The sequence below is a fragment of the Bradyrhizobium guangzhouense genome (genome assembly GCF_004114955.1).
GTDB classification, from domain to species: domain Bacteria; phylum Pseudomonadota; class Alphaproteobacteria; order Rhizobiales; family Xanthobacteraceae; genus Bradyrhizobium; species Bradyrhizobium guangzhouense.
In genome coordinates this window covers 2,959,015-2,984,366 of record NZ_CP030053.1, presented here as the reverse complement: position 1 = coordinate 2,984,366, position 25,352 = coordinate 2,959,015, and the positions used below count along the sequence as shown (strand labels likewise).

23 protein-coding genes and 1 tRNA gene are annotated in these 25,352 nt (G+C 63.5%); 13 read left to right on the top strand and 11 right to left on the bottom strand.

Going from position 1 to position 25,352, the window contains the following annotated elements:
• Window positions 1-5 precede the first annotated feature (5 nt).
• From XH91_RS14340 to XH91_RS14320, 5 genes are all read left to right on the top strand, one after another.
• Entirely contained in the window at window positions 6-671 is a 666-nt protein-coding gene (locus tag XH91_RS14340) for a class I SAM-dependent methyltransferase (protein WP_128951196.1), read from the top strand.
• Entirely contained in the window at window positions 649-1,224 is a 576-nt protein-coding gene (locus XH91_RS14335; protein WP_128951195.1) for a WbuC family cupin fold metalloprotein, read from the top strand. Before XH91_RS14340 ends, XH91_RS14335 begins: the two co-directional genes overlap by 23 nt.
• A 253-nt stretch (window positions 1,225-1,477) precedes the next feature.
• Window positions 1,478-2,695, top strand: a complete 1,218-nt coding sequence (locus XH91_RS14330; protein ID WP_128951194.1) for a class I SAM-dependent methyltransferase — start codon at window positions 1,478-1,480, stop codon at window positions 2,693-2,695.
• Window positions 2,667-3,893 carry a class I SAM-dependent methyltransferase gene (locus XH91_RS14325; RefSeq protein WP_347339930.1) on the top strand — a complete coding sequence of 409 codons (1,227 nt, stop codon included), beginning with the start codon at window positions 2,667-2,669 and terminating at the stop codon, window positions 3,891-3,893. The genes XH91_RS14330 and XH91_RS14325 overlap by 29 nt, the downstream gene beginning before the upstream one ends.
• Window positions 3,894-3,896: 3 nt before the next feature.
• The gene (locus XH91_RS14320; protein WP_128951192.1) at window positions 3,897-4,931 is read left to right on the top strand and encodes a Gfo/Idh/MocA family protein; all 1,035 of its coding nucleotides are present in this window, start codon (window positions 3,897-3,899) and stop codon (window positions 4,929-4,931) included.
• Here the strand turns inward: XH91_RS14320 and XH91_RS14315 are convergent.
• Window positions 4,921-6,570: a hypothetical protein gene (locus XH91_RS14315; RefSeq protein ID WP_164934079.1), complete on the bottom strand. Its 1,650-nt coding sequence runs from the start codon at window positions 6,568-6,570 to the stop codon at window positions 4,921-4,923. The genes XH91_RS14320 and XH91_RS14315 overlap by 11 nt on opposite strands.
• 177 nt (window positions 6,571-6,747) lie before the next feature.
• Between XH91_RS14315 and XH91_RS14310 the strand changes: the two genes are divergently transcribed.
• From XH91_RS14310 to XH91_RS14300, 3 genes are all read left to right on the top strand, one after another.
• Window positions 6,748-7,254: a hypothetical protein gene (locus XH91_RS14310; RefSeq protein WP_128951190.1), complete on the top strand. Its 507-nt coding sequence runs from the start codon at window positions 6,748-6,750 to the stop codon at window positions 7,252-7,254.
• On the top strand, window positions 7,251-7,769 hold the full coding sequence (locus tag XH91_RS14305; RefSeq protein ID WP_245477332.1) for a hypothetical protein: 519 nt from the start codon (window positions 7,251-7,253) through the stop codon (window positions 7,767-7,769). The genes XH91_RS14310 and XH91_RS14305 overlap by 4 nt, the downstream gene beginning before the upstream one ends.
• Window positions 7,770-7,889: 120 nt before the next feature.
• On the top strand, window positions 7,890-8,651 hold the full coding sequence (locus XH91_RS14300) for a glycosyltransferase family 2 protein (RefSeq protein WP_128951189.1): 762 nt from the start codon (window positions 7,890-7,892) through the stop codon (window positions 8,649-8,651).
• Between the two features lie 98 nt (window positions 8,652-8,749).
• Here the strand turns inward: XH91_RS14300 and XH91_RS14295 are convergent.
• A tRNA-Trp gene (locus XH91_RS14295) sits at window positions 8,750-8,825 on the bottom strand.
• A 151-nt stretch (window positions 8,826-8,976) separates the two neighbouring features.
• Here XH91_RS14295 and XH91_RS14290 point away from each other — a divergent pair.
• Window positions 8,977-10,200, top strand: coding sequence for a serine hydrolase domain-containing protein (locus XH91_RS14290; protein ID WP_128951188.1), 1,224 nt, complete (start codon window positions 8,977-8,979; stop codon window positions 10,198-10,200).
• A gap of 196 nt (window positions 10,201-10,396) precedes the next feature.
• On the opposite strand, the gene XH91_RS14285 is transcribed toward XH91_RS14290, so the two are convergent.
• Window positions 10,397-11,164: an SDR family NAD(P)-dependent oxidoreductase gene (locus XH91_RS14285; RefSeq protein WP_128951187.1), complete on the bottom strand. Its 768-nt coding sequence runs from the start codon at window positions 11,162-11,164 to the stop codon at window positions 10,397-10,399.
• 103 nt (window positions 11,165-11,267) lie between these two features.
• On the bottom strand, window positions 11,268-11,966 hold the full coding sequence (locus XH91_RS14280) for a histidine phosphatase family protein (RefSeq protein WP_164934185.1): 699 nt from the start codon (window positions 11,964-11,966) through the stop codon (window positions 11,268-11,270).
• Between the two features lie 133 nt (window positions 11,967-12,099).
• Between XH91_RS14280 and XH91_RS14275 the strand changes: the two genes are divergently transcribed.
• Together XH91_RS14275 and argE are read left to right on the top strand one after the other, a co-directional pair.
• Complete coding sequence (locus XH91_RS14275; RefSeq protein WP_128951185.1) at window positions 12,100-12,885, top strand: SDR family NAD(P)-dependent oxidoreductase; 786 nt, start codon at window positions 12,100-12,102, stop codon at window positions 12,883-12,885.
• Between the two features lie 1,028 nt (window positions 12,886-13,913).
• Entirely contained in the window at window positions 13,914-15,101 is a 1,188-nt protein-coding gene (argE, locus tag XH91_RS14265) for an acetylornithine deacetylase (protein WP_128951184.1), read from the top strand.
• Between the two features lie 100 nt (window positions 15,102-15,201).
• Here argE and XH91_RS14260 read toward each other — a convergent pair whose 3' ends face one another.
• The 3 genes from XH91_RS14260 to XH91_RS14245 all read right to left on the bottom strand — a co-directional run bounded on the left by XH91_RS14260 (window position 15,202) and on the right by XH91_RS14245 (window position 18,631).
• Window positions 15,202-15,828 (bottom strand): LysE family translocator, encoded by a 627-nt coding sequence (locus XH91_RS14260; protein ID WP_128951183.1) that lies wholly within the window; start codon window positions 15,826-15,828, stop codon window positions 15,202-15,204.
• A gap of 383 nt (window positions 15,829-16,211) precedes the next feature.
• Window positions 16,212-17,270: a phosphotransferase family protein gene (locus tag XH91_RS14250; protein WP_128951182.1), complete on the bottom strand. Its 1,059-nt coding sequence runs from the start codon at window positions 17,268-17,270 to the stop codon at window positions 16,212-16,214.
• Window positions 17,271-17,395: 125 nt separating this feature from the next.
• Window positions 17,396-18,631, bottom strand: coding sequence for an acyl-CoA dehydrogenase family protein (locus XH91_RS14245; RefSeq protein WP_128951181.1), 1,236 nt, complete (start codon window positions 18,629-18,631; stop codon window positions 17,396-17,398).
• Window positions 18,632-18,847: 216 nt separating this feature from the next.
• On the opposite strand from XH91_RS14245, the gene XH91_RS14240 reads away from it, so the two are divergent.
• A complete protein-coding gene (locus XH91_RS14240) occupies window positions 18,848-19,510 on the top strand; it encodes a TetR/AcrR family transcriptional regulator (RefSeq protein WP_128951180.1) in 663 nt (220 codons plus the stop codon).
• 4 nt (window positions 19,511-19,514) lie between these two features.
• Here XH91_RS14240 and XH91_RS14235 read toward each other — a convergent pair whose 3' ends face one another.
• From XH91_RS14235 to XH91_RS14220, 4 genes are all read right to left on the bottom strand, one after another.
• On the bottom strand, window positions 19,515-19,907 hold the full coding sequence (locus tag XH91_RS14235) for a RidA family protein (protein WP_164934186.1): 393 nt from the start codon (window positions 19,905-19,907) through the stop codon (window positions 19,515-19,517).
• A gap of 92 nt (window positions 19,908-19,999) precedes the next feature.
• Window positions 20,000-20,215, bottom strand: coding sequence for a hypothetical protein (locus XH91_RS14230; protein WP_128951178.1), 216 nt, complete (start codon window positions 20,213-20,215; stop codon window positions 20,000-20,002).
• A gap of 138 nt (window positions 20,216-20,353) precedes the next feature.
• Window positions 20,354-22,786 (bottom strand): autotransporter outer membrane beta-barrel domain-containing protein, encoded by a 2,433-nt coding sequence (locus XH91_RS14225; protein WP_128951177.1) that lies wholly within the window; start codon window positions 22,784-22,786, stop codon window positions 20,354-20,356.
• A gap of 190 nt (window positions 22,787-22,976) precedes the next feature.
• On the bottom strand, window positions 22,977-23,981 hold the full coding sequence (locus tag XH91_RS14220) for a DUF3592 domain-containing protein (RefSeq protein ID WP_128951176.1): 1,005 nt from the start codon (window positions 23,979-23,981) through the stop codon (window positions 22,977-22,979).
• 248 nt (window positions 23,982-24,229) lie between these two features.
• On the opposite strand from XH91_RS14220, the gene XH91_RS14215 reads away from it, so the two are divergent.
• Window positions 24,230-25,216, top strand: coding sequence for an AraC family transcriptional regulator (locus XH91_RS14215; protein WP_164938293.1), 987 nt, complete (start codon window positions 24,230-24,232; stop codon window positions 25,214-25,216).
• Window positions 25,217-25,352 lie beyond the last annotated feature (136 nt).

The window sequence follows — 25,352 nt, the reverse complement described above, 5'->3', positions numbered from 1 at the left end:
GGACAATGACCGAGATCAACCTGCTCCAGCCGATGCACGCGTCGACCAAGCGCGACTACGTCCAGCGCGTGGTCGAGCACGACAAGGCGGAATCCGCGACTGTTGCGCGGCAATGGGGACGCGACTATTGGGACGGGGACCGCCGCTATGGCTACGGCGGCTATCGCTATGACGGACGCTGGCGCCCGCTCGCGCAGACCCTGATCGATCGCTACGGCATCAAGCCCGGCATGAGCGTGCTCGATGTCGGCTGCGGCAAGGGCTATCTACTCTACGAGTTCACCCAGCTTGTGCCCGATCTCACCATCGCAGGCATCGACATTTCCGACTACGGCATCGCCAATGCCAAGGAGGAAGTGCGGCCGCAGCTGAGGGTCGGCAGCGCTGTCGAACTGCCCTACCCCGACCATAGTTTCGATCTCGTGGTGTCGCTCGGCGTGCTGCACAATCTTCCGCTCGAGGACGTGTTCCGCGCCGTATCGGAGATCGAGCGCGTCGGACGCGACGCCTCGAAATATCTGATGGTGGAATCGTTCCGCAACGAGCGCGAGAAGGCGAACCTGCTCTATTGGCAGCTTACCTGCCTGAGCTTCCACGGTCCGGAGACGTGGGCCTGGATCTACGACAAATGCGGCTACCGAGGCGACCATGGGTTCATCTTCTTCGAATGAAGCGGGCCCGCGCCGGTCAACCTCGCTTCGCGCACAAAATCCGGAAGTCTATTATTCGGACGATGCCATCGTCACCGCGGACGACGCCACCATCGCGGAGCTGAAGCGCATCGCCGCCGGCAACCCGCGCCTGCGCAGCCGGCTCTGCACCCATCCCGATCCCTTGTCCGGTCTGCACGAGATGCTGATCGTGCACCATCGCGAGGCCTATGTCCGGCCCCACAAGCATTTTGGCAAACCGGAATCGTTCCACGTCATCGAGGGCACCGCACAGGTGGTGATCTTCGAGGATGACGGGCAGATTCGCGACGTGCTCGAAATGGCGCCTTACGGCCATGGCAAGCGCTGCTACTACCGGATGCCCGAACAGGTGTTCCACTCGATCCTGATCACCTCCGAATGGCTGGTGTTCCACGAAACCACTGCCGGCCCGTTTGACCCATCCCGCACGGCATTTCCCGACTGGGCCCCGGATGGCAGCGACGCCGCTGCGGTCCACGACTACGTCACGAAGGTTGGTGCGACCGCCGCGGACTGGCTGACGCAAAGATAGATTGTCGACCGCAGATGGTTGGTCTCGCCGCCCAACTCCGGACCGCATGATGCCCGACGCCGCTGGCGCTCCGGCCGGCGCGCCTTGCAAGACGTTCTGACGACTGGTACCTGCTCCCTATTGAGTGCGCGTATCGGCTTGAGGACAGCTCCGTGGTCTGGCACCGGATATATCCGGAAACATCTCGATTGCCGGCCCTGCCAGTTTCGTTGAAAATCGCCTCGTCAGGCCTGCCCAAATGCGAGAATAATCAGTGACCGACCATTGCCGCCTTTGCCACTCGACGAACCTGCGTCCGGTCATCGATCTCGGACAGATGCCGATTGCCCATCGGCTCCGGCACAGCAGGGACGAGCAGGACGAGCGCTATCCGTTCGAGGTGCTGGCCTGCGGCGATTGCGGCCTGCCCCAGATCGTCAAGCCGATCGACCCCGACATTCTGTACCGGCAGTTCAACTACAATTTCAGCAGCTGGAAGCCGGAGCCGCACCAGGTCGATGAGCTCGATACCATCGCGAAATTCTCGAAGCATCAATCCGTGTTCGAGATCGGATGCAACGACGGCCTGTTCATGGACAGGCTGCGCGAGCGCGGCGCGAAGGTCATGGTTGGCGTCGAGCCCAATCCGGTGTCGGGCAAGATCGCCAGCGAGCGCGGCATCAAGGTCTATGCCGATATGCTCAGCCCGGAGATGGCCCACGACGCGGTCGCGCAAGCCGGCAAGTTCGATCTCGTGGTCTCGCGCCAGGTGCTGGAACACATCGTCGATTTCGAGAACTTCTTCGCCTGTGTGAAAATCGCGCTCAGCGACGACGGACTGCTGTTCATCGACGTGCCTGATTTCGCGCCCGGCTCCATGGTGGGCGACCTTTCGGTCCTCTGGGAGGAGCACGTCAGCTACTTCACCGAACCGACGCTGCTCGCGCTGCTGGCGCGCCATGGCTTCGAGGCGGTATCCGTCAAGAAATACAATTTCAGTGGCGGCAGCCTCGCCATCGCTGCCCGCCGTGCCGTCGGCGCAGTGACAGCGCCGCCTGCGCCGGCCGGCGTCGGCGAGAAATTCGGACAGCGCGCGAGGGAGTACGGCGCTCGTCTCCGCCCGATCCTGGCCAAGGCCCGCGCCAGCGGCGCCGAGATCGCAATCTACGGCGCCGGCTGCCGCGCTTGCACCTTCACGAATGCCCACGAACTTGCGGAGCTCGTCGATCTCTCGGTCGACGACCAGAAGGAGCGCCAGGGATTGTTCCTGCCCGGCACCGGGATTCCGATCCGCTCGCCGGAAGACCTCACTGGCAGATCCGCTCCTCTGGTTTGTCTTCTCGCCGTGAACCAGGAGAACGAAGACAAGGTCAGCAACCGGCTGCGCGAGAATTTGAAACGTCCGCTCCAGATCGTCTCGATCTTTGCGCCGTCCGACATCTGGAGTGAGCTCGACCGGCTCGATGCGGTCTCAGGGTCGCTGCATGGCTGAGGACAAGCTCTTCAACTATTACGAACGTCAGGACGTACTGCCGACGTTCGGGAATTTCAAATCGTCCGCCGAGCTCGAAGCCTATGCCGGCCAGCGGCGCGAGTTGTTTTCGGACAAGCTGGTGCTACCGCCGCGCCTGTTCCGCGACGCCGACGTGCTGGAGTTCGGGCCCGATTCCGGCGAGAACGCCCTGGTGTTTTCCAGTTGGGGTGCCAGCTTGACGCTCGCCGAGCCGAACCGGCATGCGCACGCGAAAATTCAGGCTTACTTCGCGCATTTCAGCCAGACGACACGTCTGCGCGAGCTCGTATCGTCGGATGTCGAGGGATTCCGCAGCGATCGTCGCTTCGACATCATCGATGCCGAAGGATTCATCTACACGGTGCAGCCGACCGAAAACTGGCTCGGCATCTTTCACCGGCTGCTCAATCCTGGCGGTTACGCCGTCACTTCCTATTACGAACGCTACGGCGGCTTCTTCGAACTTGCACTCAAGGCGATTCACGCCGCCGGCAAGGTGCTGACAGGCCGACCTGCTCTCGAAACCGCGAAAGCGCTGTTCGAAGCGAAGTGGGACAGCATCCCGCACACCCGCAGCTTCGAATCGTGGCTGATGGACGTGCTCGAGAACCCCTTCGTCCGGCACCGCTACTTCCTCGACGCGGCGGCCTTGTGCACGGCGGCGCACGGTCAGGGATTCGATATCCATTCGGCGTGGCCATCTTACCGCGACAGCCTTGACGTTTACTGGCACAAAAAAGTCCTGTCCGCCGACGAGAAACTGCTGCGCGCGATACACCACCTTCGCCGCAGCCGCCTCAGCTTCCTCGGCGGACGCAAGCTCTATCTGGTCGGCAAGGCCGAAGCAGTGAGCGCGATCTCGGCTTCGATCGAAGCGCTGGTGCTCGATGTCGATCGGATGATCGACGATCCGTTCGGCGAGAGCCTGCCTCGCGTGATCGCGAGCCTCGCGTCGCTGCGCGCGACAATCCAAGACACCGAGATTCTTGCCGACGACGCGGTCGAACTCGAGGCTTTTGCAGCGACGATCGAGAGCTTCCACCATATCTTCAGCGCGATCGCGCAGCGGGATATGGCAGGGATCACCGCCCTCACCCAATCCGACCAGGCGTTCCTCACCGCCTGGGGACAGCCGGCGCATTTCCTCGTCTTGCGGAAGCGCGTGGATGGAGCCTAGCACGTGAGGCCAGGCATTGGCATCATAGGAACGGGCATGGTCGGCCAGATGTGCCACCTTGCCAATTTCGCCGCCAATCCCGCCTGTCGTGTCGTCGCGATCGCTGATCTCCGGCCTGATCTCGCAGCCGCCGCTGCACGGAAATTCGGCGTCTCTCGGATCTACGGCTCCCATCACGAGTTGCTCGCGGATCGCGAGGTCTCCGCCGTCGTGGTCGTGACGAAGCGACGTGCGACCGGCCCGATCGTTCTGGACGCACTCGACAGCGGCCGCCACGTATTGTCGGAAAAGCCGATGGCCTATACGACGATCCAGGCTGCGTCCCTGATCGAAGCCGCGCGGCGGCGGAGCCTCGTCTACGCGATCGGCTACATGAAGCGTCACGATGCCGGCGTGGCCCGCGCGCTGGCCGAGCTGACGCGCCTTCGGACGGATCAGTCGCTCGGACGTATCATCGGTGCGCGCGGCTGGTGCTTCGGCGGCAACACCGGGGGATCGCGCGACACCTTTGTGATGACCGCTGAGGCGCGCCCCGACGGGCTTGAGCTCTGGCAGGACGGGCCGGACTGGCTGCCAGCCGCGATGCGACCGGACTACGATGTCTTCCTGAATGTCTTCAGCCACATCATCAATCTGACGCGCTATCTGCTCGGGCCCTCGCCCGACGTCGTCAACAGCAAGATCGACCTCTCGGCAGCCTCGCGCATTACGCTCGACTTCGACGGCATCGCCTGCGTGCTGGAGCTCGCGAACGGATCCGAGGGGCCTTGGCGCGAAGGCCTGACGATCGATTTCGAACGCGGGGCCATCACCATCGAACTGCCCCCTCCCTTTGCCGAGGACGAGGCGCAGATCAGTCTCGATCAGGATGGTCATCGGACACGGCTGGCGCGCGAGAGCAGCTGGGCATTTCGCCGTCAAGCCGATGCATTCGTGTCCGACGTTGCCGCACGCCGAATGCCGCTGGCCTCTGGCGCGGATTCGATTGCAGACATCGCCCTCGCGGAGACGATCTGGAAGCGGAACATCATCGGATAGGCTTCGTAGCCTCGAGCGGCAGAATGCCGGCGATAGGTCCCACCTTGATGCTCACCTGCGCGAGTTGATCCAGCAATTGCGAGACGTCGCAACGCGCCAACAGTCGGCACGTGTAGTATTTCCTGGCCAGAGCCAGATTGGGCGCCGCGGCCGGCCCCGGCTGCATCGAGATCGTCGCCTGCGGCCCAGACGGGTCGAGGTGAGCAAAGGCGCTGTTCGGCCCAGTCCGCGCCGCTTGCACCTCTCGCAAGACGGTCGGCCGTTCAGCGCGCAGGGCAAATCCCAGGAAGGGCTGATTGCCCCAGACGAGGCGAAGGGTGCCGGTGACCTCGGTGAAGCCGAAGCTCGTGTGGCGTGACGGGTAGTCGACGAAGCCGTCATCGAGTGCAAAGACCGTCGCCGCCGGCTGCGGCTGGTGGGCGAGATGATGCGCCAAGGCCTGTTGCTTCAGGGTCCTGGCTTGCATGAAGGCGTAGTCGGTCCATAGCAGGCCAATCGACAGCACCGCTCCCGATCCGAACACGAGGACAATGGCAGCGCTCGGACCAATCCAGCGCTCTGCTCCCCGCTTGATGGCAAGCAGCGTCAGCGCCAACGGCAGACCAAACATCAGAAGATGACGGCTCTCGTAGAAATTCGTCGAAGACGGCGAAATGCCGGCGATCAGATAGGGCAGCGACAATACCAGGAACACGACCACGGCGAGCGCGAACGGCAAGAGGCTGGCGTATCGCGGCGCGGTCGCTTTCATATCGGCGCGCAGCAGGAACAAAGCAATCCCGACCAGGAGCGCGGCTGCGATAAAGAGCTTTGGCACCGCGTCCGCGGCCTCGATCGCGTGAAGCGCAACGTCGCTGTAGCCGGCGAGAAAAAATGTCTCCCAGCCGTTCAGCAATTCGCCGGGCCTCGGGAAATGGGCATTGTAATACTGCGCATATACGCCGCTACGCTTGAACCAGATGTTGAGCGCGCCCCAATAAATCAGGGGAAGCATCACCAGGTCCGGATAGCGACCGGCACAGCACCAGCCAGCCAGCCAGGTGCGCCGGACAAGGCCGTGCGTCGGCTCGCCGCGCAGCCATATTGCGACGAAGAGGCCCAGCACGACAAAGGCATAGAGCACGATCGTCGAATTGAGCGCAAACCCCAGAAGGAACGCGAGCGCGCAGGCCAGGCGCAGCAACGCGCACCGCACTCCGCGCGCGCCGTAGGCCAGCGTCAGCAGCAAGGTCCCGACGAACAAGAGTCCAAAGCTAAGCACGTAGACCGCATTCGCCTTGCCCGCCCAGAGCTGATAGCCGGGATAAGTCCACACCATCAGCGCGAAGCCGACCGCCTCGGCGCGATCGAGCAGGTCGAGCCGCGTTGCAGCCAGCGCCAGAGACGTCGCGCCGAAGACAATTCCGGCGAGCGCCAGCGACAACATCACGGCAATCGGCGCGCCGGTCCAGTTGGCGATCGCGTCGTAGCTGTAGAAGACCGGATGGCCTGCGCCGTGGAGCAGGAAATCGATGTCGATCACGAAGCCCGGACCGGCCTTGAGCACCAGCCAATCGTCCATGAAGAGGCCGTCGTTCAGCAGCATCGGCGCATGCGCGGCCAATAGCAGCGCCAGCAAGACTGCTGTCGCGCGGCGCATTGAAGATGTGCTGGGATGGATCGAGGACGGCATCGGCGGCAAGAGTTCGCACGCCCATCCGACTACCGCAAGAGCCTGATGCGGAGGATCAATTGATCATTGACCCATAAAATGCGACCTCCTATAGACACCGCGCCGGCTGCGGCAGCACCGAGGCGTCCGAGGCGATTTTCCGCGATGAACTTCCTACCGGGGCCTGCACAGACCACTGCGATTTGTCTGAGTGCCGGACTTCCGCTGCTGCTGGTGTGTTACGCACGTATCGCGGCTATTCGCGGAGCGGGCCGTCGTTTTCGAATGGGCTGTCTCAGCGCCATCATTCTGTTCGTGATCGCCTGCATTGCGCTGCCGGGGCAACGACAGTTCGCCGACGTGGTTGGCGGCTTCTTCCTGCTCGCGACGGCGATGATGCTTTGCTACATCCTGTTCAGCCTGCTGGCCTGGGGTTTTACCCTGACGCTGCTTACGGCGCTGGTCCAGGTCGGACGTCCCCTCACCTCGGAGCAATGGGCCGGGGCTTATATGCAAGGCGGGGATCTCGGTACCTTCGCACACAATCGACTGAAGCTTCTGATCGGCGCCGGCATGGTGACGAGTGCCGACGGCAAATTGACTCCGACGGCTAAAGGACTTGCGGTGGCACGTCTCGTGAAGCTCGTTCGTTTGTCGACGGGTCTCGGATGACGGGCACGATGTCATTCGCTGTCGGTCTCGTCGCTGTGGTTGTCTTTGCGCTGCTGGCGCCTGCCCTTCAGATCACGGCGCGTATCCGCGCCTGGTCGCTCGCGCCGGTGATGCTGCTCGGGCTTGCCGCTCTGCTTTCGCATATGCTGGGCGTGCTGTTGGGCGTTTTGACCCTGCCGGATTTCCGGTATTGGGACGCGGCGTCGATTTTCGGATTCGGCGTCATGGCCTATGTTTTCGCCTTCGGTGCGGCGTATAAATCGGTGTCACTGGACATCCTGCTCGGACTTGTCGATCGGCCGGGCCGAACGGCACCGCTTTCCGATGTGGTCGAACGGCAGGTTCCGGATCTGTTCTACGGACGGACCAAAATCCTCGTCGACGGCGGGCTGGTCGAGCAATCAGATTCGCGATTCGCCGCGACGGCTGCGGGGCGGACCATGGCCAATCGGATCGGGCGCCTGCGCCGGGCCTTCGGAATCGGGAACTCCGGGCTCTACGAGTTCAGCGAATAGTGGCCCGAATGCCACTCTCCTGCCCGACCTGCGGGAGGCGGCATTGTTTGCCGGCACTCGATCACTTAAGGTTGCCGCTTGCGCTTCAACCATGAGAGTAGCCGGCGACGGCGGCATTCGATGATATCTTCCAGGGCAGCAAAACGGCTCACGATCGTCATTCCGGCGCTGAACGAGCAGGACAAGATCGCCGACACGATTGATGGGGTGCTGCCGCTGGCCCGCGAGTTGCTGGACGATTTCGAGATCTTCCTGATCGACGACGGCAGCACCGACGCGACCGGCGCGATCATGGACTCGTATGCCGCCGGCGAGCCGCGGATCATCGTGCATCACAACATCGAACGGCGCGGCGTCGGTGCCGGCTTCGGATATGCCTTGTCGCGCGCGAAGTTCGATGCAATCACGCTTGTTCCCGGCGACCATGCCTTCCAGAACGAAGGCATCGCGCGGATGTTCAAGGCCGCCGGCGCCGCCGACATCGTCATCACTTATCGCGACAACCAGTCCGACCGTTCCGTCAATCGCTCGATCCAGTCGCATACGCTGCGCCTGATCCTCAACTGCCTGTTCGGATTCTGGCTGTCCGACTACCACAGCATGATCGTCTACCCCGTGAAATGGCTGCGCCAGATCGCGGTCAAGGCGGACGGCTATGGCTATCAGATCTGCGCCTTGATCTCGCTGCTGCAGCTGGGCCTGACCCATGTTCAGGTGCCGGTCAGCCTCAATGCGGAGCTGAAGGGTTCGTCCCGCGCGCTGCGCCTGCGCACCTATTTCGAGCTCTGCGGGACCATCTTCGCGCTGCTGCGCCGCGCGCCCATTCGGGACGTCGATCTCAGCCAGGATTCCGTTGAAGCCGGTCGGACCACCGCACGCTGATCCAGCATCCCGGCCCCGATCGCGAGGGACGCTCCGGACCGCCCGGAAGGGATGCTTGATCCCCTGCCTGCCAGACCAACTTAACTATTTGATTTTGCTGGCAGGAGTGGCAGGGCTCGAACCTGCGACCCCCGGTTTTGGAGACCGGTGCTCTACCAATTGAGCTACACTCCTACGAACCTGCGTCGCCGCGGCTCAGGGGCGCTTTCAAGCACAGGGGACGACCGGATTGCAAGGGAGAAGCGCATTGGCGCCGCTTGTTCACAGCGCCGCTTCTGGGCCAGTGTTGCGCCCGAACGACAAGAAACAACACCCGGGAGCCCTCATGAACGCCCACGCCGCCACGACAGCCGCCGCTGCAGCCCGGACACCTGCCCTGCCGGACGCCCGCCCCGAAACCCTCGGCCTGTCGCGGCCCCGCCTGCAGGCGATGTCGGATGCGTTCAAGCGCGAGATCGACAAGGGAACCATCCCCGGCGTGACCGTTCTGGTGGCCAGAGGCGGCCAGGTCGGCTGGTTCGAGGCGCTCGGCAAACAGAGCCCGACGGCGGCGGCGCCGATGGCGCTGGATTCGATCTTCCGGATCTTCTCGATGACCAAGCCGATCGTGTCGGTCGGCATCATGGCGCTGGTCGAGGACGGCCACCTCCTGCTCGGCGATCCCGTTGCCAAATTCATCCCGGAGTTCGCCAATCAGAAGGTCGGCGTGGTCAGCGGCGGCGGACTGGAACTGGTTGCGCCGAAGCGGGCGATGACGGTGCAGGATCTGCTCCGCCACACCTCGGGTCTCACCTACGAGCACCAGGGCGACGGCCCCGTGCACAAGCTCTACCAGGAGTCCCGCGTCCGCAGCCGCAAGATCACCAATGCCGAGCACGCCGCGCTGGTGGCGAGCTTCCCGCTGGTCTGCCATCCCGGCGACGAATTCAACTACAGCCGCTCCACCGACATCCTGGGCCGCATCATCGAGGTCATCACCGGCAAATCGCTCGGCGCATTCCTCGCGGAGCGCATCCTTGCGCCCTTGCAGATGAGCGAGACCGGCTTCTCGACCTCCGAGGCCAACGCGGGCAGGCTCGCCCAGCCGTTCGAAGCCGATCCCTGGACCGGCGACAAGGTCGCACTGTTCAACATGCTCGAGCAGCCTGTGATGGAGTCCGGTGGCGGCGGCCTGGTCTCGACCACGATGGACTACGCCCGCTTCGCGCTGATGCTGCGCAATGGCGGCACGCTCGACGGCGCCAGGATCATCGGCCGCAAGACGCTGGAACTGATGGCGTCGGATCATCTAGGACCTCACGTTCAGACCAACGGCACGCTGCTGTCGCCCGGCCACGGCTTCGGTCTCGGCTTTGCCGTGCGTCGCGAGGCCGGCATCGCGCCCTTCCCTGGCAGCGTCGGCAACTATTTCTGGAGCGGCATTGCCGGCACGTTCTTCTGGATCGATCCGAAGGAGGATCTGCTCACGGTGTTCATGAGCCAGGGCCCGGGACAACGTGATTTTACACGGACCCTTGTGCGGGATCTGGTTTACGCGGCGGTGGATTGAGCTCGCTTGCTTAAGCGACGCTATATCCACTTTCTCGCCGTCATGCCCCGGCCTTGACCGGGGCATCCAGTACGCCGAGACGGATGTTGCGAGAGCGAGCTTTCGATCGCCGGCCTCTGGGATACTGGATCGCCCGGCTTCGCGGGCGATGACAGCTGGTGGAAGCGCGCTGCGTGCCCTCTCCCGCTCTATCGCGTCAACTGATCGTCGCGCCGCCGTCGATCACCATGGTCTGGCCGGTCATGAAGTCGCCGGCCTTCGAGCCGAGGAACACGGCGGCGCCTGCGATCTCGTCGGGGATGCCGATGCGGAGCAGCGGCGAGCGCGAGGTCGAGGCCTTCAGGTTCTCCGGATTGTCCCACAGCGCCTTGGCAAAGTCGGTCTTGATCAGGCCGGGCGCGATGCAGTTCACGCGGATGTTGTGCTTGCCGTATTCGCAAGCGAGGTTGCGGGCGAGCTGCATGTCGGCGGCCTTCGAGATCGCGTAGGCGCCGAGGATGGTTGAGCCCTTCAATCCGCCGATCGAGGAGACGATGATCACCGAGCCGTCCTTGCGCTCGATCATCTGCGGCACCACCATCGAGATCAGCCAGTTGTTGGCGACGATGTTGTTGTCGAGAATTTTCCTGAACTGATCGTCGGAGATGCCGGCGAGCGGACCGTAATACGGATTCGACGCCGCGTTGCAGACCAGCACGTCGATCCTGCCGAAGGCGCGGTTGCTCTCGTCGACGAGGTTTTGCAGATTCTCCTTCGACGAGATGTTGGCGGCGATCGCCACCGCGGTGCCCTTGCCGTACTTGTCGTTGATGTCCTTGGCGACCTGCTCGCAGACATCGGCCTTGCGCGAGGAGATCACGACCTTGGCGCCGTGCTCGGCCATGCGCTCGGCGATCGCAAGCCCGATACCGCGCGTCGAGCCGGTGATGACGGCAACTTTACCCTTCATGTCGAACAAGGTCATGCTTTCCTCCCAGATTGGTCTTCGTATCCACTTCGAGATTCTCAGGTGCGCAATTGCGCACCATAGCCCGGTCCTGCGGACCGTCCCGGAATGACGGTTCAAATCACGCGAGCTTCTTGACTTCCGGCCCCGACGGCTGATGCATCTCGGCATGGGCATCGTCGGCGATCCAGGGCTGCTGGTTCACCATCGGCAGCCGCCAGACCGAGCGCTCGGGGCTTGCGAAATAGTCGAGCCGCGTGATCGAGACATTGTCGATGTCGAACGACAGCGCCCGCTCGACCTGGCCGTCGAGCGCAAGGCCGATGGCCGCCTTGATGGTGCCGCCATGCGCGACCGCGATCACGTCCTGCCCCGCCGCCTCGTTGTTGATGCGATCGATGGTCCGGCGCGTCCTGTTATAGAGATCCATGAAGCTCTCGCCCCCGGGTGCGGGCTCATTGATGTCGGCGAACCAGTTCGAGCCGACCGGACGGCTGGCAATGAAGGCGGCGCGATTCATGCCCTGCCAGCGGCCGAGATTCTGCTCGGCGAGGTCCGCTTCCCATGTCATCGACGCAGGCCGCGGATAGCCCGCCTCCCAGATCGCTTCGGCCGTTTGATGCGTGCGCATCAGATTGCTCGAATACCAGACCGCCTGGCGCGGCAACACCTTGGCAACGGCATTGAAGACGTAGGTGTCGCTGGTGTCGCAGGGAAGATCGCTCTGTCCGTAGATATTGCCGCCGTCATTGCGCACCGGCGCATGCCGGACCCACCACCACCGTGTCGTGACCACATCTGGCTTGTCTTCGGCTGCCATCGAAACCCTTCCATCCCGTGTCATGTCGCTGTACGTGAGGTGTGAACGTGTCTCAAGACACTTTACTGTTTGAAATCTTGTTTGAAATTCCGTCGCGCGGCAAGCGTCGCGTACGCAGCAGAGGGAGAAACGCATGGGCCGCCTGCAAGGCAAATCCGTCATCATCACCGGCGCCGGCAGCGGCATCGGTCGCGCGGCATCGCTGCTGTTCACCAGGGAAGGCGCCAAGCTGATCGCGGTCGATCGCACCGAGGCGGTGAAAGAGACCGTCGACGAGGTGAAGAAGGCCGGCGGCGTCGCCGAAGCGATGATCGCCGACGCGGGCTCCGAGAAGGACGTCATGGCTGTCATCGACAAGGCCGTGAAGACGCACGGAAGGCTGGACGTGATCTGGGCCAATGCCGGCATCTCCGGCGGCCTCGTTCCGCTCGGCGAGCAGACCGTCGAGCATTGGCAGGAGGTGCTGCGGGTCAATCTGATCGGGCCGTTCCTCGCGGTGAAACATGCGATGCCGCATATGGTGAAGCAGCAATCCGGCGCCATCGTGCTGACGGCATCCGTCGCGGGCCTCAAGGCCGGCGCCAGCGGTCATCCTTATGCCGCGAGCAAGGCCGGCGTGATCAGCCTCGTGCAGACCACGGCCTATTCGCTCACCGGCACCGGCGTGCGCATCAATGCGGTGTGCCCCGGCCTGATCGAAACCGGCATGACCAAACCGATCTTCGACCGCGCCAAGGAGCGTGGCACCCAGGACAAGATCGGCCAGCTCAATCCGCTGAAGCGCCCCGGTCAGCCGCACGAGCTCGCCGCGATGGGACTGTTTCTGGCGAGCGACGAGGCGTCGTATGTGAATGGGCAAGCGTTCCCCGTGGACGGTGGTCTCACGGCATCGATGCCGTATACGGGCAAGCCGGTTTAACTGAGGTCTCGTGTCCCGGACGCGCTGCAGCGTTCTTACGCTGCTGCGCAGAGCCGGGACCCAGGAAGCCACAGAGCTCGCTGATGCATGGGCCCCGGCTCTGCAGCGCACCGCACCGGACATGCTTCGCATCGCCGGGGACGCTGCGCTGCGTCCGGGGCACGAGACGGTTGCTTTGGGCACACCTGCATCAACATCGTCATTGCGAGCGCAGCGAAGCAATCCAGAGTCTTTCCGCGGATACATCTCTGGATTGCTTCGCTGCGCTCGCAATGACGGAGCGAGTGGTAGCGGCGTCGCTCTTTCAATCCGCATCTTCATCGCAGACACACCTCCGCATCCTCGCGGCTCAATTCGCCCGAGTCTTGTTTCACCACGTCACCCTCCTCTGAAAGAGGGCGCAGGGAAGACCGGGTGCAAGGCTGGCACCCGCGGTCCACTGTGCGACACCTAAAAGAAGAGGCTGCACAGCGGCATACAGGTGAAGCCGAAACATCCGGCCTTCCCTGCGCAGTGGTTTTACGGCTTATGTCGTGCTCTCCCCGGGGAGCGAGGCACTATCCCCGTCGGCTCGCAGATCGCCAATACGAGGGACCGGTTGGGCCACCCGCATCACCACGAGCCTTGACGCACAGACCCGGGCGCCAGGACCACACGATTTTGCCGTACGCCGATCACACCGGTCGTCTGCGCGACGGTCCCACTCGCGGTTGCCCGCCCAGCAAAACCCTTCGCGCCGATGTGACCCTACGTCCACCGCCGTCCGGCCCGCGTCGTGGCGATCGCGATACGCCCCTCTTCCATGGGCCGGGTTGCGCGACACATACGTCATTTCCGAATTTCGGCAAAGTGGAATGTTTTTGCCGGCGGATATTGCCCTACGCCTAGGGTGTTTTGCCCGTCAGGCAACGCAAGGTGTTGTGGCCTCGTAGCCCGGAACCTCGATGTTGATTTGCGGGACTGGCCGTCACATTGGTATGGTTCATGCAGGCAAATTGAGCCTCCGTAATCTCCGACAAGAAGTGACAATGCCCAATCCGATCTTTCCGAGCTCACGCCCTGATCGCATCCGCAACATGCTTGCCGAGCTCGTTACCTTCGACACGATCAGCGACCGCACCAATTTGCCCCTGATCGCGCATATCGAAAGTTATCTCGCCTTCCTCGGTGTCAAGGGCGAGCGCATCACCGACGAGACCGGGACGAAAGCTTCCCTGTGGGTCACGATCGGACCGGAGGATAAGCCCGGTCTCGTGCTCTCGGGGCATACCGACGTCGTGCCCGTCGTGGGCCAGGACTGGAGCCACGATCCGTTCAAGCTGGTCGAACGCGACGGCAAGCTGTACGGGCGCGGCACCACCGACATGAAGGGCTTTGTCGCGGTTTGCCTCGCCATGGTGCCGGAGATGCTGGAGGCGAAACTGACCACGCCGATTCACCTCGCCATCTCCTATGACGAGGAGATCGGCTGCGTCGGGGTGCGGCCGATGCTTGCCGAAATCGCCAAGAAGAAAGTGAGGCCGCTCGGCGCCTTCATCGGCGAGCCGACCGAGATGAAGGTCATCATCGGTCACAAGGGCAAACACGGCGTGCGCGCGACGTTCCACGGCCTTGCCCGGCACTCCTCGATCGCGCCCGACGGCGTCAACGCGATCGAACATGCCGCCGAGCTGATCACCGAGATCCGCCGCCGCGCCGTGAAGCTTGCGACCGAGGCCGAACGCAACAGTCTCTACGATGTGCCGCACTCGACGCTGCTGACCAGCATCGTGCATGGCGGCGCGGCGCTGAACATCGTGCCCGATACCTGCACGGTCGATTTCGAATGCCGCGGCATCGGCATCGCCGAGTCCAAGGAGGTGACGGACGCAATCGTCGCCTGGGCCAAGGCCGAGATCGAGCCGGCAATGAAGGCAGGACATCCCGAGTGCGGCATCGATTTCGAGGAGATCCTCGATTACCCCGCCCTCGACACCAAAGCGGATGCGGCCATCGTCACGTTGGCCAAGCAACTCGCGGGCCGCAACGACCATGCCAAGGTCGCTTTCGGCACCGAGGCGAGCTTGTTCACCAGCATGGCCGATATCCCCTCGGTGGTGATCGGACCGGGCTCGATCGCTCAGGCGCATACGCCCGATGAGTTCATCGCCATGGCCGAGCTGGAGAAGTGTGCAAGCTTCGTGGAGAAGCTGATCGCGCATTGTGCGAAAAATTGAGAACGTAGGGCGGATTAGCGCAGCGTAGTCCGCCCTGCTCTCCGCTCTCAGCGCCGTGGCGGATTACGCTACGCTAATCCGCCCTACGGATTCGGCCCCCTCATCGCTCCTGCAGGGCCAGCCGCACGCCGACGGCGCAGTAGATGGTCCCGACCACCTTGCCCTGCCACTTCACCACGGCAGGATGGCGGCGCAGCAGATTGCCGAGACGGCCGGCGCCGAGCGCAAACACCACCGTGCTGAGCAGGCCGAGCAGCACGAAGACGACGCCGAGGGTCGCAAGCTGAAATCCGATCGCGCCGTGCTCCGGCCGCACGAATTGGGGAAGGAAGGCGAGAAAGAACAGCGCGGTCTTGGGATTGAGCACTTCGGTCATCACGGCCTGCCGGAAGGCGCGGCCGGCGCTGATGGCGGGCGCACCGCCATTCAGCGCGATCGGCGCCTTGTCCAGCATGGCGCGAATGCCGAGATAGATCAGGAACGCCGCGCCCGCATATTTGACGATGCTGAACAGCAGCGCGGAGGTCGCGATGATCGCCGACAGGCCGACAATGGCCATACCGGTGTGGATCAAGTCACCGGCCGCAATGCCGGCGCCCGTTGCGATGCCCACCCTGGTTCCCGAGCTGACAGCCCGCGCCATGGTCAGCAGCGTCGCCGGGCCCGGAATGAAGACGAAGCCGAGAACGATCAGGATGTAGGTGATGAGCGTCGCGTGATCGATCATGGAGGCGGCTCCATTTCGTAGATGCGCAGTTGCAGGATCATGACCATCTCCTTGCGGAGGAGATATGGTCGAACGGCGCACTGTCAAATCGGGGACTACGGTCCGGGACTTGCGTGTCCCGGACGCGGTGCGGCACGAAGTGACGCTCCGCAGAGCCGGGACCCAGAACGCTTGGCGCCGCTGAAGCGCTGGCATCGTGCTTGGAAACTCAAGCTGATCGAAGGATTCGATCCGAATTGGCGCGATCTCGCGGATGAGCTGAATACCTTGGCGACGTGACTGGGTCCCGGCTCTGCGGAGCAGCACTTCGTGCTGCACCGCGTCCGGGACACGCGAGTTACGAGCAAGCAAAAAAGCGCGGCCGCCAGCCGCGCTCGTCGTTGCTACACCGCGCCCGCCTTCTGCGCATACTCCCAAGACGCTTTCGACAACGGCACGGTGCGCTTGGCGGATTCCAGCGCCTTGGCGTTGGCAGCGGTGCCGTCGCGCACGCGGCCGGCGATGCCCTGGGTGATGCCGGCGAGGCGGAACAGATTGTAAGCGAAGTACCAGTTGAGATCGGGCACCGTCATCTTGGTGACGCTGCAATAGATCTGCGCGGCTTCCTCCACGCTCGGGATGTTGAGCGCCTTGAGGTCGGCGCCCTCGAGGCCCGGCATGACCCACTGCATCAACAGATAGGTGAAGTCGGCCATGGGATCGCCGAGCGTCGACAGCTCCCAGTCGAGCACGGCCAGCACGCGCGGTTCCGTCGGGTGGAAAATCATGTTGTCGAGGCGATAGTCGCCATGAACGATCGAGACGCGCGCCTGCTCCGGCACGGTCTTGGGCAGCCATTCGGCGACCTTCTCGAACTCCGGAATGTGCTGGGTCTCGGACGCCCGATACTGCTTGGTCCAACGATCGATCTGCCGCGCGAAATAATTGCCCGGCTTGCCGAAATCGCCGAGACCGATCGCAACGGGATCGTACATGTGGAGCTTGGCCAGCGTCTCGATCTTGCTGGTGAAGATCTTTCGCCGCGCGTCATTGTCCTGGCTCGGCAGCGTCGGATCCCAGAACACGCGGCCCTCCTCCATCGACATGATGTAGAAGGCGGCGCCGATCACGCTGTCGTCCTGGCACAGCGCGTAGGCATGCGCGACAGGGAAACCCTGCTTTCCAAGGGCGGCGATGACGCGGTACTCGCGATCGACCGCATGCGCCGACGGCAGCAATTTGCCGAAGGGCTTTCGGCGCATCACGTAGGAGCGCTTCGGCGTGTTGAGCCGGTAGGTCGGATTGGACTGGCCGCCCTTGAACTGGAGGACGACCAGGGGCCCCTCAAAACCTTCGACGTGCTCGCGCATCCAGGCCTCGAGCCTGAGCTCGTCGAAGCGATGACGCTCCTCGACCGGCTTGGTGCCCGAGAACTCCTCGTCTTTCCTGACGCCGTCAGCCACGGTGACGCTCCCTCTTCAGTCCGAACATGATCCTAATCGGTAACCGCCGACGCACTTGCGTCAAGCGGTCACCGAGTCATGCCCTGTCGTATCTTCAAGTCGGGAGCGCTTCCCGGCTCTCCCGCTCAATGCTTGGGAGAGTTGGCATACTTCCGAACCTCGAGCCTTGCAATGGCGCGATTGTGCACCTCGTCCGGACCGTCGGCGAGACGCAGCGTGCGGATGTGGGCGTAGTCCTTGGCAAGGCCGGCATCGTCGGAGACGCCCGCGCCGCCGAAGGCCTGGATCGCCTCGTCGATGATCTTGAGCGCCATGTTCGGAGCTGCGACCTTGATCATGGCGATCTCGGCCTGCGCGGTCTTGTTGCCGACCTTGTCCATCATGTCGGCGGCCTTGAGGCACAAAAGACGGGTCATCTCGATGTTGGTACGGGCCTCGCCAATGCGCTGCTCCCACACCGAGTGCTCGACGATCCTCTTGCCGAAGGCGGTGCGCGAGGAGAGCCGCTTCACCATCTTCTCAAGCGCCTCCTCGGCCTTGCCGATGGTGCGCATGCAGTGATGAATACGGCCAGGTCCCAGGCGGCCCTGCGCGATCTCGAAGCCTCGGCCCTCGCCGAGCAGGATGTTCTCCTTCGGGACCCGCACATTCTCGAGCAGCACCTGGGCGTGGCCGTGCGGCGCGTCGTCGAAGCCGAACACGGGCAGCATCTTCTCGACCTTGATGCCTGGGGTGTCGAGCGGAACCAGGATCTGCGACTGCTGCTGATGCTTGGCCGCGTTGAAATCGGTCTTGCCCATCAGGATCGCGATCTTGCAGCGGGGATCGCCGACACCCGACGACCACCATTTGCGGCCGTTGATGACGTAGTGATCGCCATCCTTCTCGATGCGGGTCTCGATATTGGTGGCGTCGGAGGACGCCACCGCCGGTTCCGTCATCAGGAAGGCGGAGCGGATCTCGCCGTCCATCAGCGGACGCAGCCATTTGCGCTTCTGCTCCTTGGTGCCGTAGCGGATGAAGACTTCCATGTTGCCGGTGTCGGGCGCCGAGCAGTTGAACACTTCGGAGGCCCAGGTGATGCGGCCCATCTCCTCCGACAGCAGCGCGTATTCGAGATTGGTCAATCCCGCGCCGCGGAATTCGTCGTCCTCGTGCTCGCTCGGCGGCATGAACATGTTCCAGAGGCCTTCGGCCTTCGCCTTCTTCTTGAGGTCTTCGAGAACAGGGATGACCTTCCAGCGGTCGCCGCTCTTGTCCTGCTGATCATAGATCGGCACCGCCGGACGCACGTGCTTGGCCATGAAGGATTGCACGCGCTCGAGCCATTCTTTCTGCTTGGGCGACATATCGAAGTCCATGGGACGCTCCTCGTCTCTCGCTTTGAAAGCCTGTTTTGCGCCGGACTGTCCTCCCGCGATGTCCGGCCCGCAAGCGCCATCAGGCGGATCGCGGGGCCTGGAACCGGCGCCGCGCTATCGACGGCGCAATTCCATCATGCGGATTGACTTTTCCCGGCCTTCAAACGATAGTTTCATACAACTGTTTGAAATGCAACTCCCTCAGGGAGAGCGTCCATGCCCAGCGATCATACGAGGTCCGCCATTCTCGCCGCCGCCGAACGGCTCTATGCCGATCGCGGCTTTGGCGACGTCACGCTGCGAGACATCGTCGCGGAGGCCAACGTCAATCTGGCGGCGGTGAACTATCATTTCGGCTCGAAGGACGAGCTGATTGCGGAATTATTTGTCACCCGCTCGATCGCGACCAACCGCGAGCGCTTGCGCGAGCTGAAGGCGGCGGAAGAAGCAGGCGGCGGCCGCGCGCCGATCGAGGCGATCTTGCGCGCGCTGGTCGGGCCGACCTTGCGCGGCTGCCTGGGGCCAGAGAACCAGCGCTCGACGGCCGCGCGCTTCATGATCCGCGCCTCGATCGAATCCGTGCCGCCGATCCGCCGCATCAAGAATCGCGAGATCGACCATCTGCGAAAGTTCGCCGGCGCGATGCGCAGGTCCCTGCCCGACCGCAGCGACGTCGATATCTACTGGGGCCTGAACTTCGCGCTGGCGATGGCGCACCACACCATCCGTGAGAGCGAGCGCCTGACCAAGCTGTCGGAAGGTCGATGCGACCTCGACGACGTCGAAGACGTGGTGCAGCGCGTCGTCGGCGTCGCGACGATGGCGCTGACGGCAGGAAAGGCCGAAGCCAAGGCGCCGTCGAAGGTGGCGGCGCGGTAGCGCGTTAGTTCATCGCGATGCAGTCGATCTCGACGTCGAAGGGGCCGAACCATTCCGGCGTCACGACAAAGATCCGCGCCGGTGGATCCTCAGGGAAATAGCGCGCATAGATCGCGTTGAAGGTCGCGAAATGCTTGGTCGAGGTGCAGTAGACGTTGCACTTCATGACGTTGTCGAGCGAGGCGCCGGCCGTCTCAAGGCACAGCTTCATCTGTTCCATGATGATCTCGCTCTGGCGCTCGATTCCCATCCCGCCGATCTCGCCCGTCTCCGGATCGAACGGCGGCAAGCCGGCGACGAAGATCATGTTGCCGGCGCGCGTGACCGGCGAAGTCGGCGCCTTCACGCGATCGAGAAAGGACGAAATCGGTTCGACGCGGAGCGCTTCGCGTTTCATGGCAGCCACCTTCGGTTCAAGCGAGACTGGCTGCTGACTACATTATTCTGTAGCCAGCATGCTTCGCTTCTGATCGAAGTGTGGCTGCGGAATTACGCCCGCTGCGGCATCTCCTCGGCCTCTTCCTTGGCGAGCAGCAGCAGCATCTCGATGCCCATCTCGCCTTCCTGCGGCGAGCGGATGAACTTGATCTCTTCGGCACTTTGCCGCAGCGCGGCAATGATCGCGACCGCCTGGTTTGCTGTCGCCGCTTCAGTCGCCAGAATTGCCTTCTGGTTCTTCGCCTGGAACCCGATCGTGTAGGACATTCACCTGTCTCCCCGAACTCAGTGGGAGAGATCGAATCTGAGTCGGGGCCAAAGCGGAAGCCTGTGCGAGTACGGACCGGGTTTATCTGGGGATTGCGCGCAAGCCCCAGGTAAGGCCGCGCCATCGTCATGCTTCGGTCACCAGCTGATGCGCAGCGATCCGATGCCGGCATAACTCTGACCCGCCCGCGAGAATTCGCCCGTGACCCTTCCAGACAGTTCTGACCAGTGGTTGAGCGCAAGCCGCGAGCCCAGCTCGACCCGTCCGGTATCGGAGGCCGCGCGCGCGCCTTCGACCGTAAAGCTCGGCGCCGGCATGTTGACCAGCGTCGCCGTGACGTCGCGGGTCGGGCTGAACTCATGCACCCAGGCAAGGTTGGCAAAGGGCGACCAGACCATGCCATTGCCGAGATCGACGCGGCCGTCGAACTTTGCGCCAAGGAAGCTCGGCAACGAGGTCACACGGTGCGCGGCAAAGTTCAGGCCCAATACGCCGGGCACCGCGCCCGCGGTGCTGGTTTCGGTATAAGCCGCCTGCCAAAGCTGTGCCGCCTGGATCGCGGCATAGGGCGTCGCCGTCAGCGCACCGTAGTCGAAGGCGCGGCCGATCTCGAACCGGCCGCCGAGCTGATCGCTGCCGAACGAGCCCTTGGCGATCTCGTCCGCACCGATGCCGGTGATGGTGCGCGTGGTCGAATTGCCAAAATGGCTGTAGGCGATCTGCGCCGACAGGTAAGTCGTACCGAAACGCTGCATCGCGTAGGCGCCGACATGGCCGCCGTCGAGCCGGCCGCTGGTCGCGCGATCGTTCACCGAGAAGCTGGCGCTGGAGCCGCCGACGGCGAGACCAATCAGCAGGTCCGGATTGAGCAGATGGTCGAGACCGACGGAGCCGCCGCCGACGCGGTCACTCAACGAGGCGCTGCCGATCGTCGCATTGCCCGACAGCGACTGTGCGGCGCCGAAACCGGAGGCCCAGATGTTCCACAGCGGCTGCGCCATCGCCGGCGCCTTCAGGGCGGCGAAGGCCGACATCGGGCCGCCCGAGCGCTCCTCGGCATAGCCGAGCGCAGCGCCGTTCGGACCGCTGCCGCGGTTACCGGTACGCCACGCATTCATCTGGCCGTCCATGGTCTGGCCGAACTGCGTCCCCGCGGCGAAGGCGGAATTCTCCGTGCCGCTGGTGCCCTCGCCGGAGAGCTGGTCGAGCACCCGCACCGAGCCCAGCTGCAACAGGTTGGAGTAGAACGTCGCGGCGGTGCCGGAGAGCGCGGTGGAATAGCCCGCCTCCAGCGCACTGCCGACCGCGCGCTGGTTGGCGGTCTCGCCCGCCACGCTGCCGAAACCAATGCGTGTCAGCGTCAGGTCGACGGAGGTGGGATTATAGGTCGCGGTCGCGTTGAAGAATGCCGATGACGTTGCGACATTGGAAAACTGCCCGATGATGGCCGAGGACGACTGCACGACATTCGAATAGGTGGTCGAGGATTGATAAAGCCCGGACTGCAGCACGGCTCGCAGCGTACCATTGAGATTGACCGTGTTGCCGTACAAGCCGTCGCGGGCACCGGTGTTGTCGATGCGCAACGCCAATATGCCCTGCGCCGACTGGGTGAAGGCACCGCTGACGCCGAGATCACCGATGAAGAGCGGCGTTGCCGGATCGGTGATGGTGATCAGGCCATTGTTGATCAGCGCGTTGGTGTTGCCGAAGCCGACGAACAGCATCTGACCGTCGAGCGTCCCGTTGTTGGTGACGACGGTCCCGCCCGTTCCGAACGTCCCCAGCGAGAAGCTGCCGGCCCCACTGCCCCTGATCGTGCCGTTGTTGACGATCGTGGCATTGTCTCCAGTCATCCACACCGCCGCGCCATTGGCCGCGCTGATGGTCCCAATGTTGGTGATGGTATTGCCGTCGCCCCAGAACATGACGCCTGCGCTGCCCTGACCGAGCGCCGTGATCGTTCCGCTGTTTGTCAGGCTGTTGTTGGTGAGCATCCAGACGCCCACAGCGCCGCTGTTCGCGCTACTGCCGACCGCAATGACACCGGAATTGTTGACGGTGTTGCCGCTGCCGTTGACGAACATTCCATATGCCGCACCCGTCAAGCTGATCGTGCCGGAATTGGTCACTGTGTTTGCATTGCCAAGCGCGTTGATGCCGTCGCTGAATAAGGCCGTCGAGTTGATCGCGCCGGCATTGGTGACGATATTGTTGTCGGACACCTGGATGGCGGCACTGTTGTTGCCGACGGTGATGGTGCCGTTGTTCAAGACGGTGTTACTGCCATTGAGCTGGATCGCAGACACGCCTGCGCCGACCGTGATCGATGCGTCCGGCTGAACCGTCAGCGCCAGATTGTTCTCCGTGCCGGTGCCGAACGATGTCGTGGTCGCGCCGCTGCACGTCACGGTGCTGCCGAGTTGCACGCAAGCTGCGCTCGCTGGAGCTATCTGCAGCGCAATCGTTCCGGCCACCGACAACACCAGCGGCGCGGCGCGTTGCAGCGAGCGCGCAATGCAAGGGCGATCCGCCATCGTCGGCCGCGGCACGGCGTGTTTCAATTTCATTAATCAATCCCTGGTCTTGCAAGTCGAAGCTGACATCGCCGAGAAATTGACCCGGGGCGGAAATGCTGTCTTGGGCGGTCGGATACAGCGGCACGGCTCATACGGCACTAGGGCCTGATTTCAGCCAGTGTGGCGGTTGCGCACCACGAGATCCCGCTCATGCCAACCGGCGGCGCGATTCATCCGCTCTCTAGTCAAATCCGACCAGGATGAAGAACGCCGAGAATATGCCGCCGATCACGGCGCAAATGGCCGCGAGGACGAGCGGTGCCGATGAGCCTTCTCGCCTGTCCGGCTCCAGCACGGCGGTGCCCGGCCGCTCCGGATCATAAGAGACTGTGACGGCTTGTCCCCGATGGTAGCGGCCCGCGGCTTTTTCCGCGACGTCGCGCCGGCCATAGATCGCAGTCATTCCCCAATGCGCTTCGGTCCCGACGAAGTCGCGCTTGTCGACCCGGTAGGCATAGCGCAAGTCGAGCTGATAGCGGTGGATCATCTTCGGCGCGACGACCGACTTGTCATCGCTCTTTTCCGCGATGGCCTCTTCGATCACGTCACAGGCGGTGACGATGCCGGCAGTGGTCGGCCATTGCATGCTGGCGCTGGCGCGTTGCCGGGCGCGAAAGAACGCGACGACGCCCGAGATCGCGCCGAGCAGCGCCAGGATCGGCAGTGGAAACAGGAACAGCGGAACACCTTTGCTGGTGTAGAGCACGTGCCCGGCGATCGAATGCGCGATCAGAACGGCCGCAGCCAGGCCGAACGCGATCGCGAGGGCGACTGAGGCCGTGATATTGCGCGGCTCGGCCGGCTCCAGCAGGGCCTGTTCCGGATTTTTCGGATCGACATAGACGTCGACATGGGCTCCGACCGGATATCTTCCGACCAATTTACCCGCGAGCACGCGTGTCATCATCGGCTGGCCGCCGATCGCGACCTGGTCACTTTCGAGGTCCCGCCCGCCGGCACGATAGCGATAGCGGATGATCGGGGTGGCGTCGTTCAGATCATCCGAGGCATGCTGGGGCGGCTGATCCACCCCGGAGACGGTGATGACGCCCTCGACCTTGTCCCAGTCGCGAGCCGCCTGCATCAGGCCTCGCATGCGCATCAGATTGAACAGCACTGCGCCGCAAATCAGCAGGCAGAAGCCGGCGGCAATTTGCGTCCAAAGCAATTGATGGGCATCCAGCATCTGGTTTCCTTGTTCGGGGGCCGAGGCGGCTCGCTGCCGGCCGGGCTGCGATGGCCGCCAAGCTGACCTGACGACAAGTCGTCTGTCTTGGACTGACGGATACATCGGCACGGCCTGAGCGGCCCTGCCCGATCTCCGGGCAGCCCGCGCCCGCAACGCGTGGCGGCGCCCCGTCAAACTACGAGGTGATGAACTTGTCGCCTTGCTGCAACGTCCAATACGTGGCGAGGAGGCCATCGGCGGGGCAGATGCAGGATTCCGGGACTTTTCAACGGGCGAGCATTTCGACTGACGACCTTCCTGGGCCCAGGCGCCTGGAGCTATGGCGCGAAGTCTACGGGCGCGGCATCGCCAATGTCGAAATCGAGCCGCTCAGTGACGTGCCGTTCCGCGCCGGCGTGACGTTCGACCAGCTGCCCAATGTCGGCCTGGCCGCCGGCTGGCGGACGCCGGCGCACTACCGTATGACGAAGGAGCTCGCCGCGCGCGGCCGGGACGCCATCGTCGTCAGCGTGCCGCGCTCCGGCGCGGCCTCGGTGACCCAGTTCGGCAAAGAGCTGCTCGATGGGGTCGGCAGCGCCAGCGTGATCGCACCGCGGGAAGCCGTCACCGCGACGATGTTGACGGAAGGCCGGTTCATCACCCTTGCGCTCTCGCTCCCGGCCATCGTGCGATTGGCCCCGCATTATTCCAGCGCCTTCGGCCGTCCAATCCCCAGCAGCAACGCGGCGCTGCGTCTTCTCACCCAATATGTCGATGTGCTCCAGAGCGACAATGTCCTGACCGATGGCGCCGTTGCACAGAGCGTATCCGATCATCTGATCGATCTCACCGCGCTCGCGCTCGGCACGTTTGGCGACTACGCCGAGGTCGCGCGCCAGCGTGGCGCCACTGCCGCACGGCTGACCGCCGTCAAAGCGGACATCGTACGGGCCTTGTCGCGCAGCGATCTGTCGGCGGAACTGATCGCGACCCGCCACGGCATCTCACCGCGCTATGTGCGCAAGCTGTTCGAGCAGGCCGGCTCGTCGTTCTCCGTCTTCGTGCTCACCGAGCGGCTAACCAAGGCGCATCGCATGCTGACCAATGTGCGCCTTCGCCATTTGACCATCGCGCAGATCGCCCATGACAGCGGTTTCGGCGACCTCTCCTATTTCAATCGCAGCTTCCGCCGCCAGTTTGGCGGCTCGCCGTCAGACGTCCGCGACGTCGCAAGACAGTCGTGGCCGGACTAGAGCGCCGGCCGATTGTACCATCCAGGCCGCGGGTGGAGTTCCACATAGTCCAAGTCAGGCAGTGACCGTCGCTCTACAATGCCGGAATTCTGAAGCGGCTGCGCGATTCCTCCGAGAAAGTCCGGACTCTGGAATC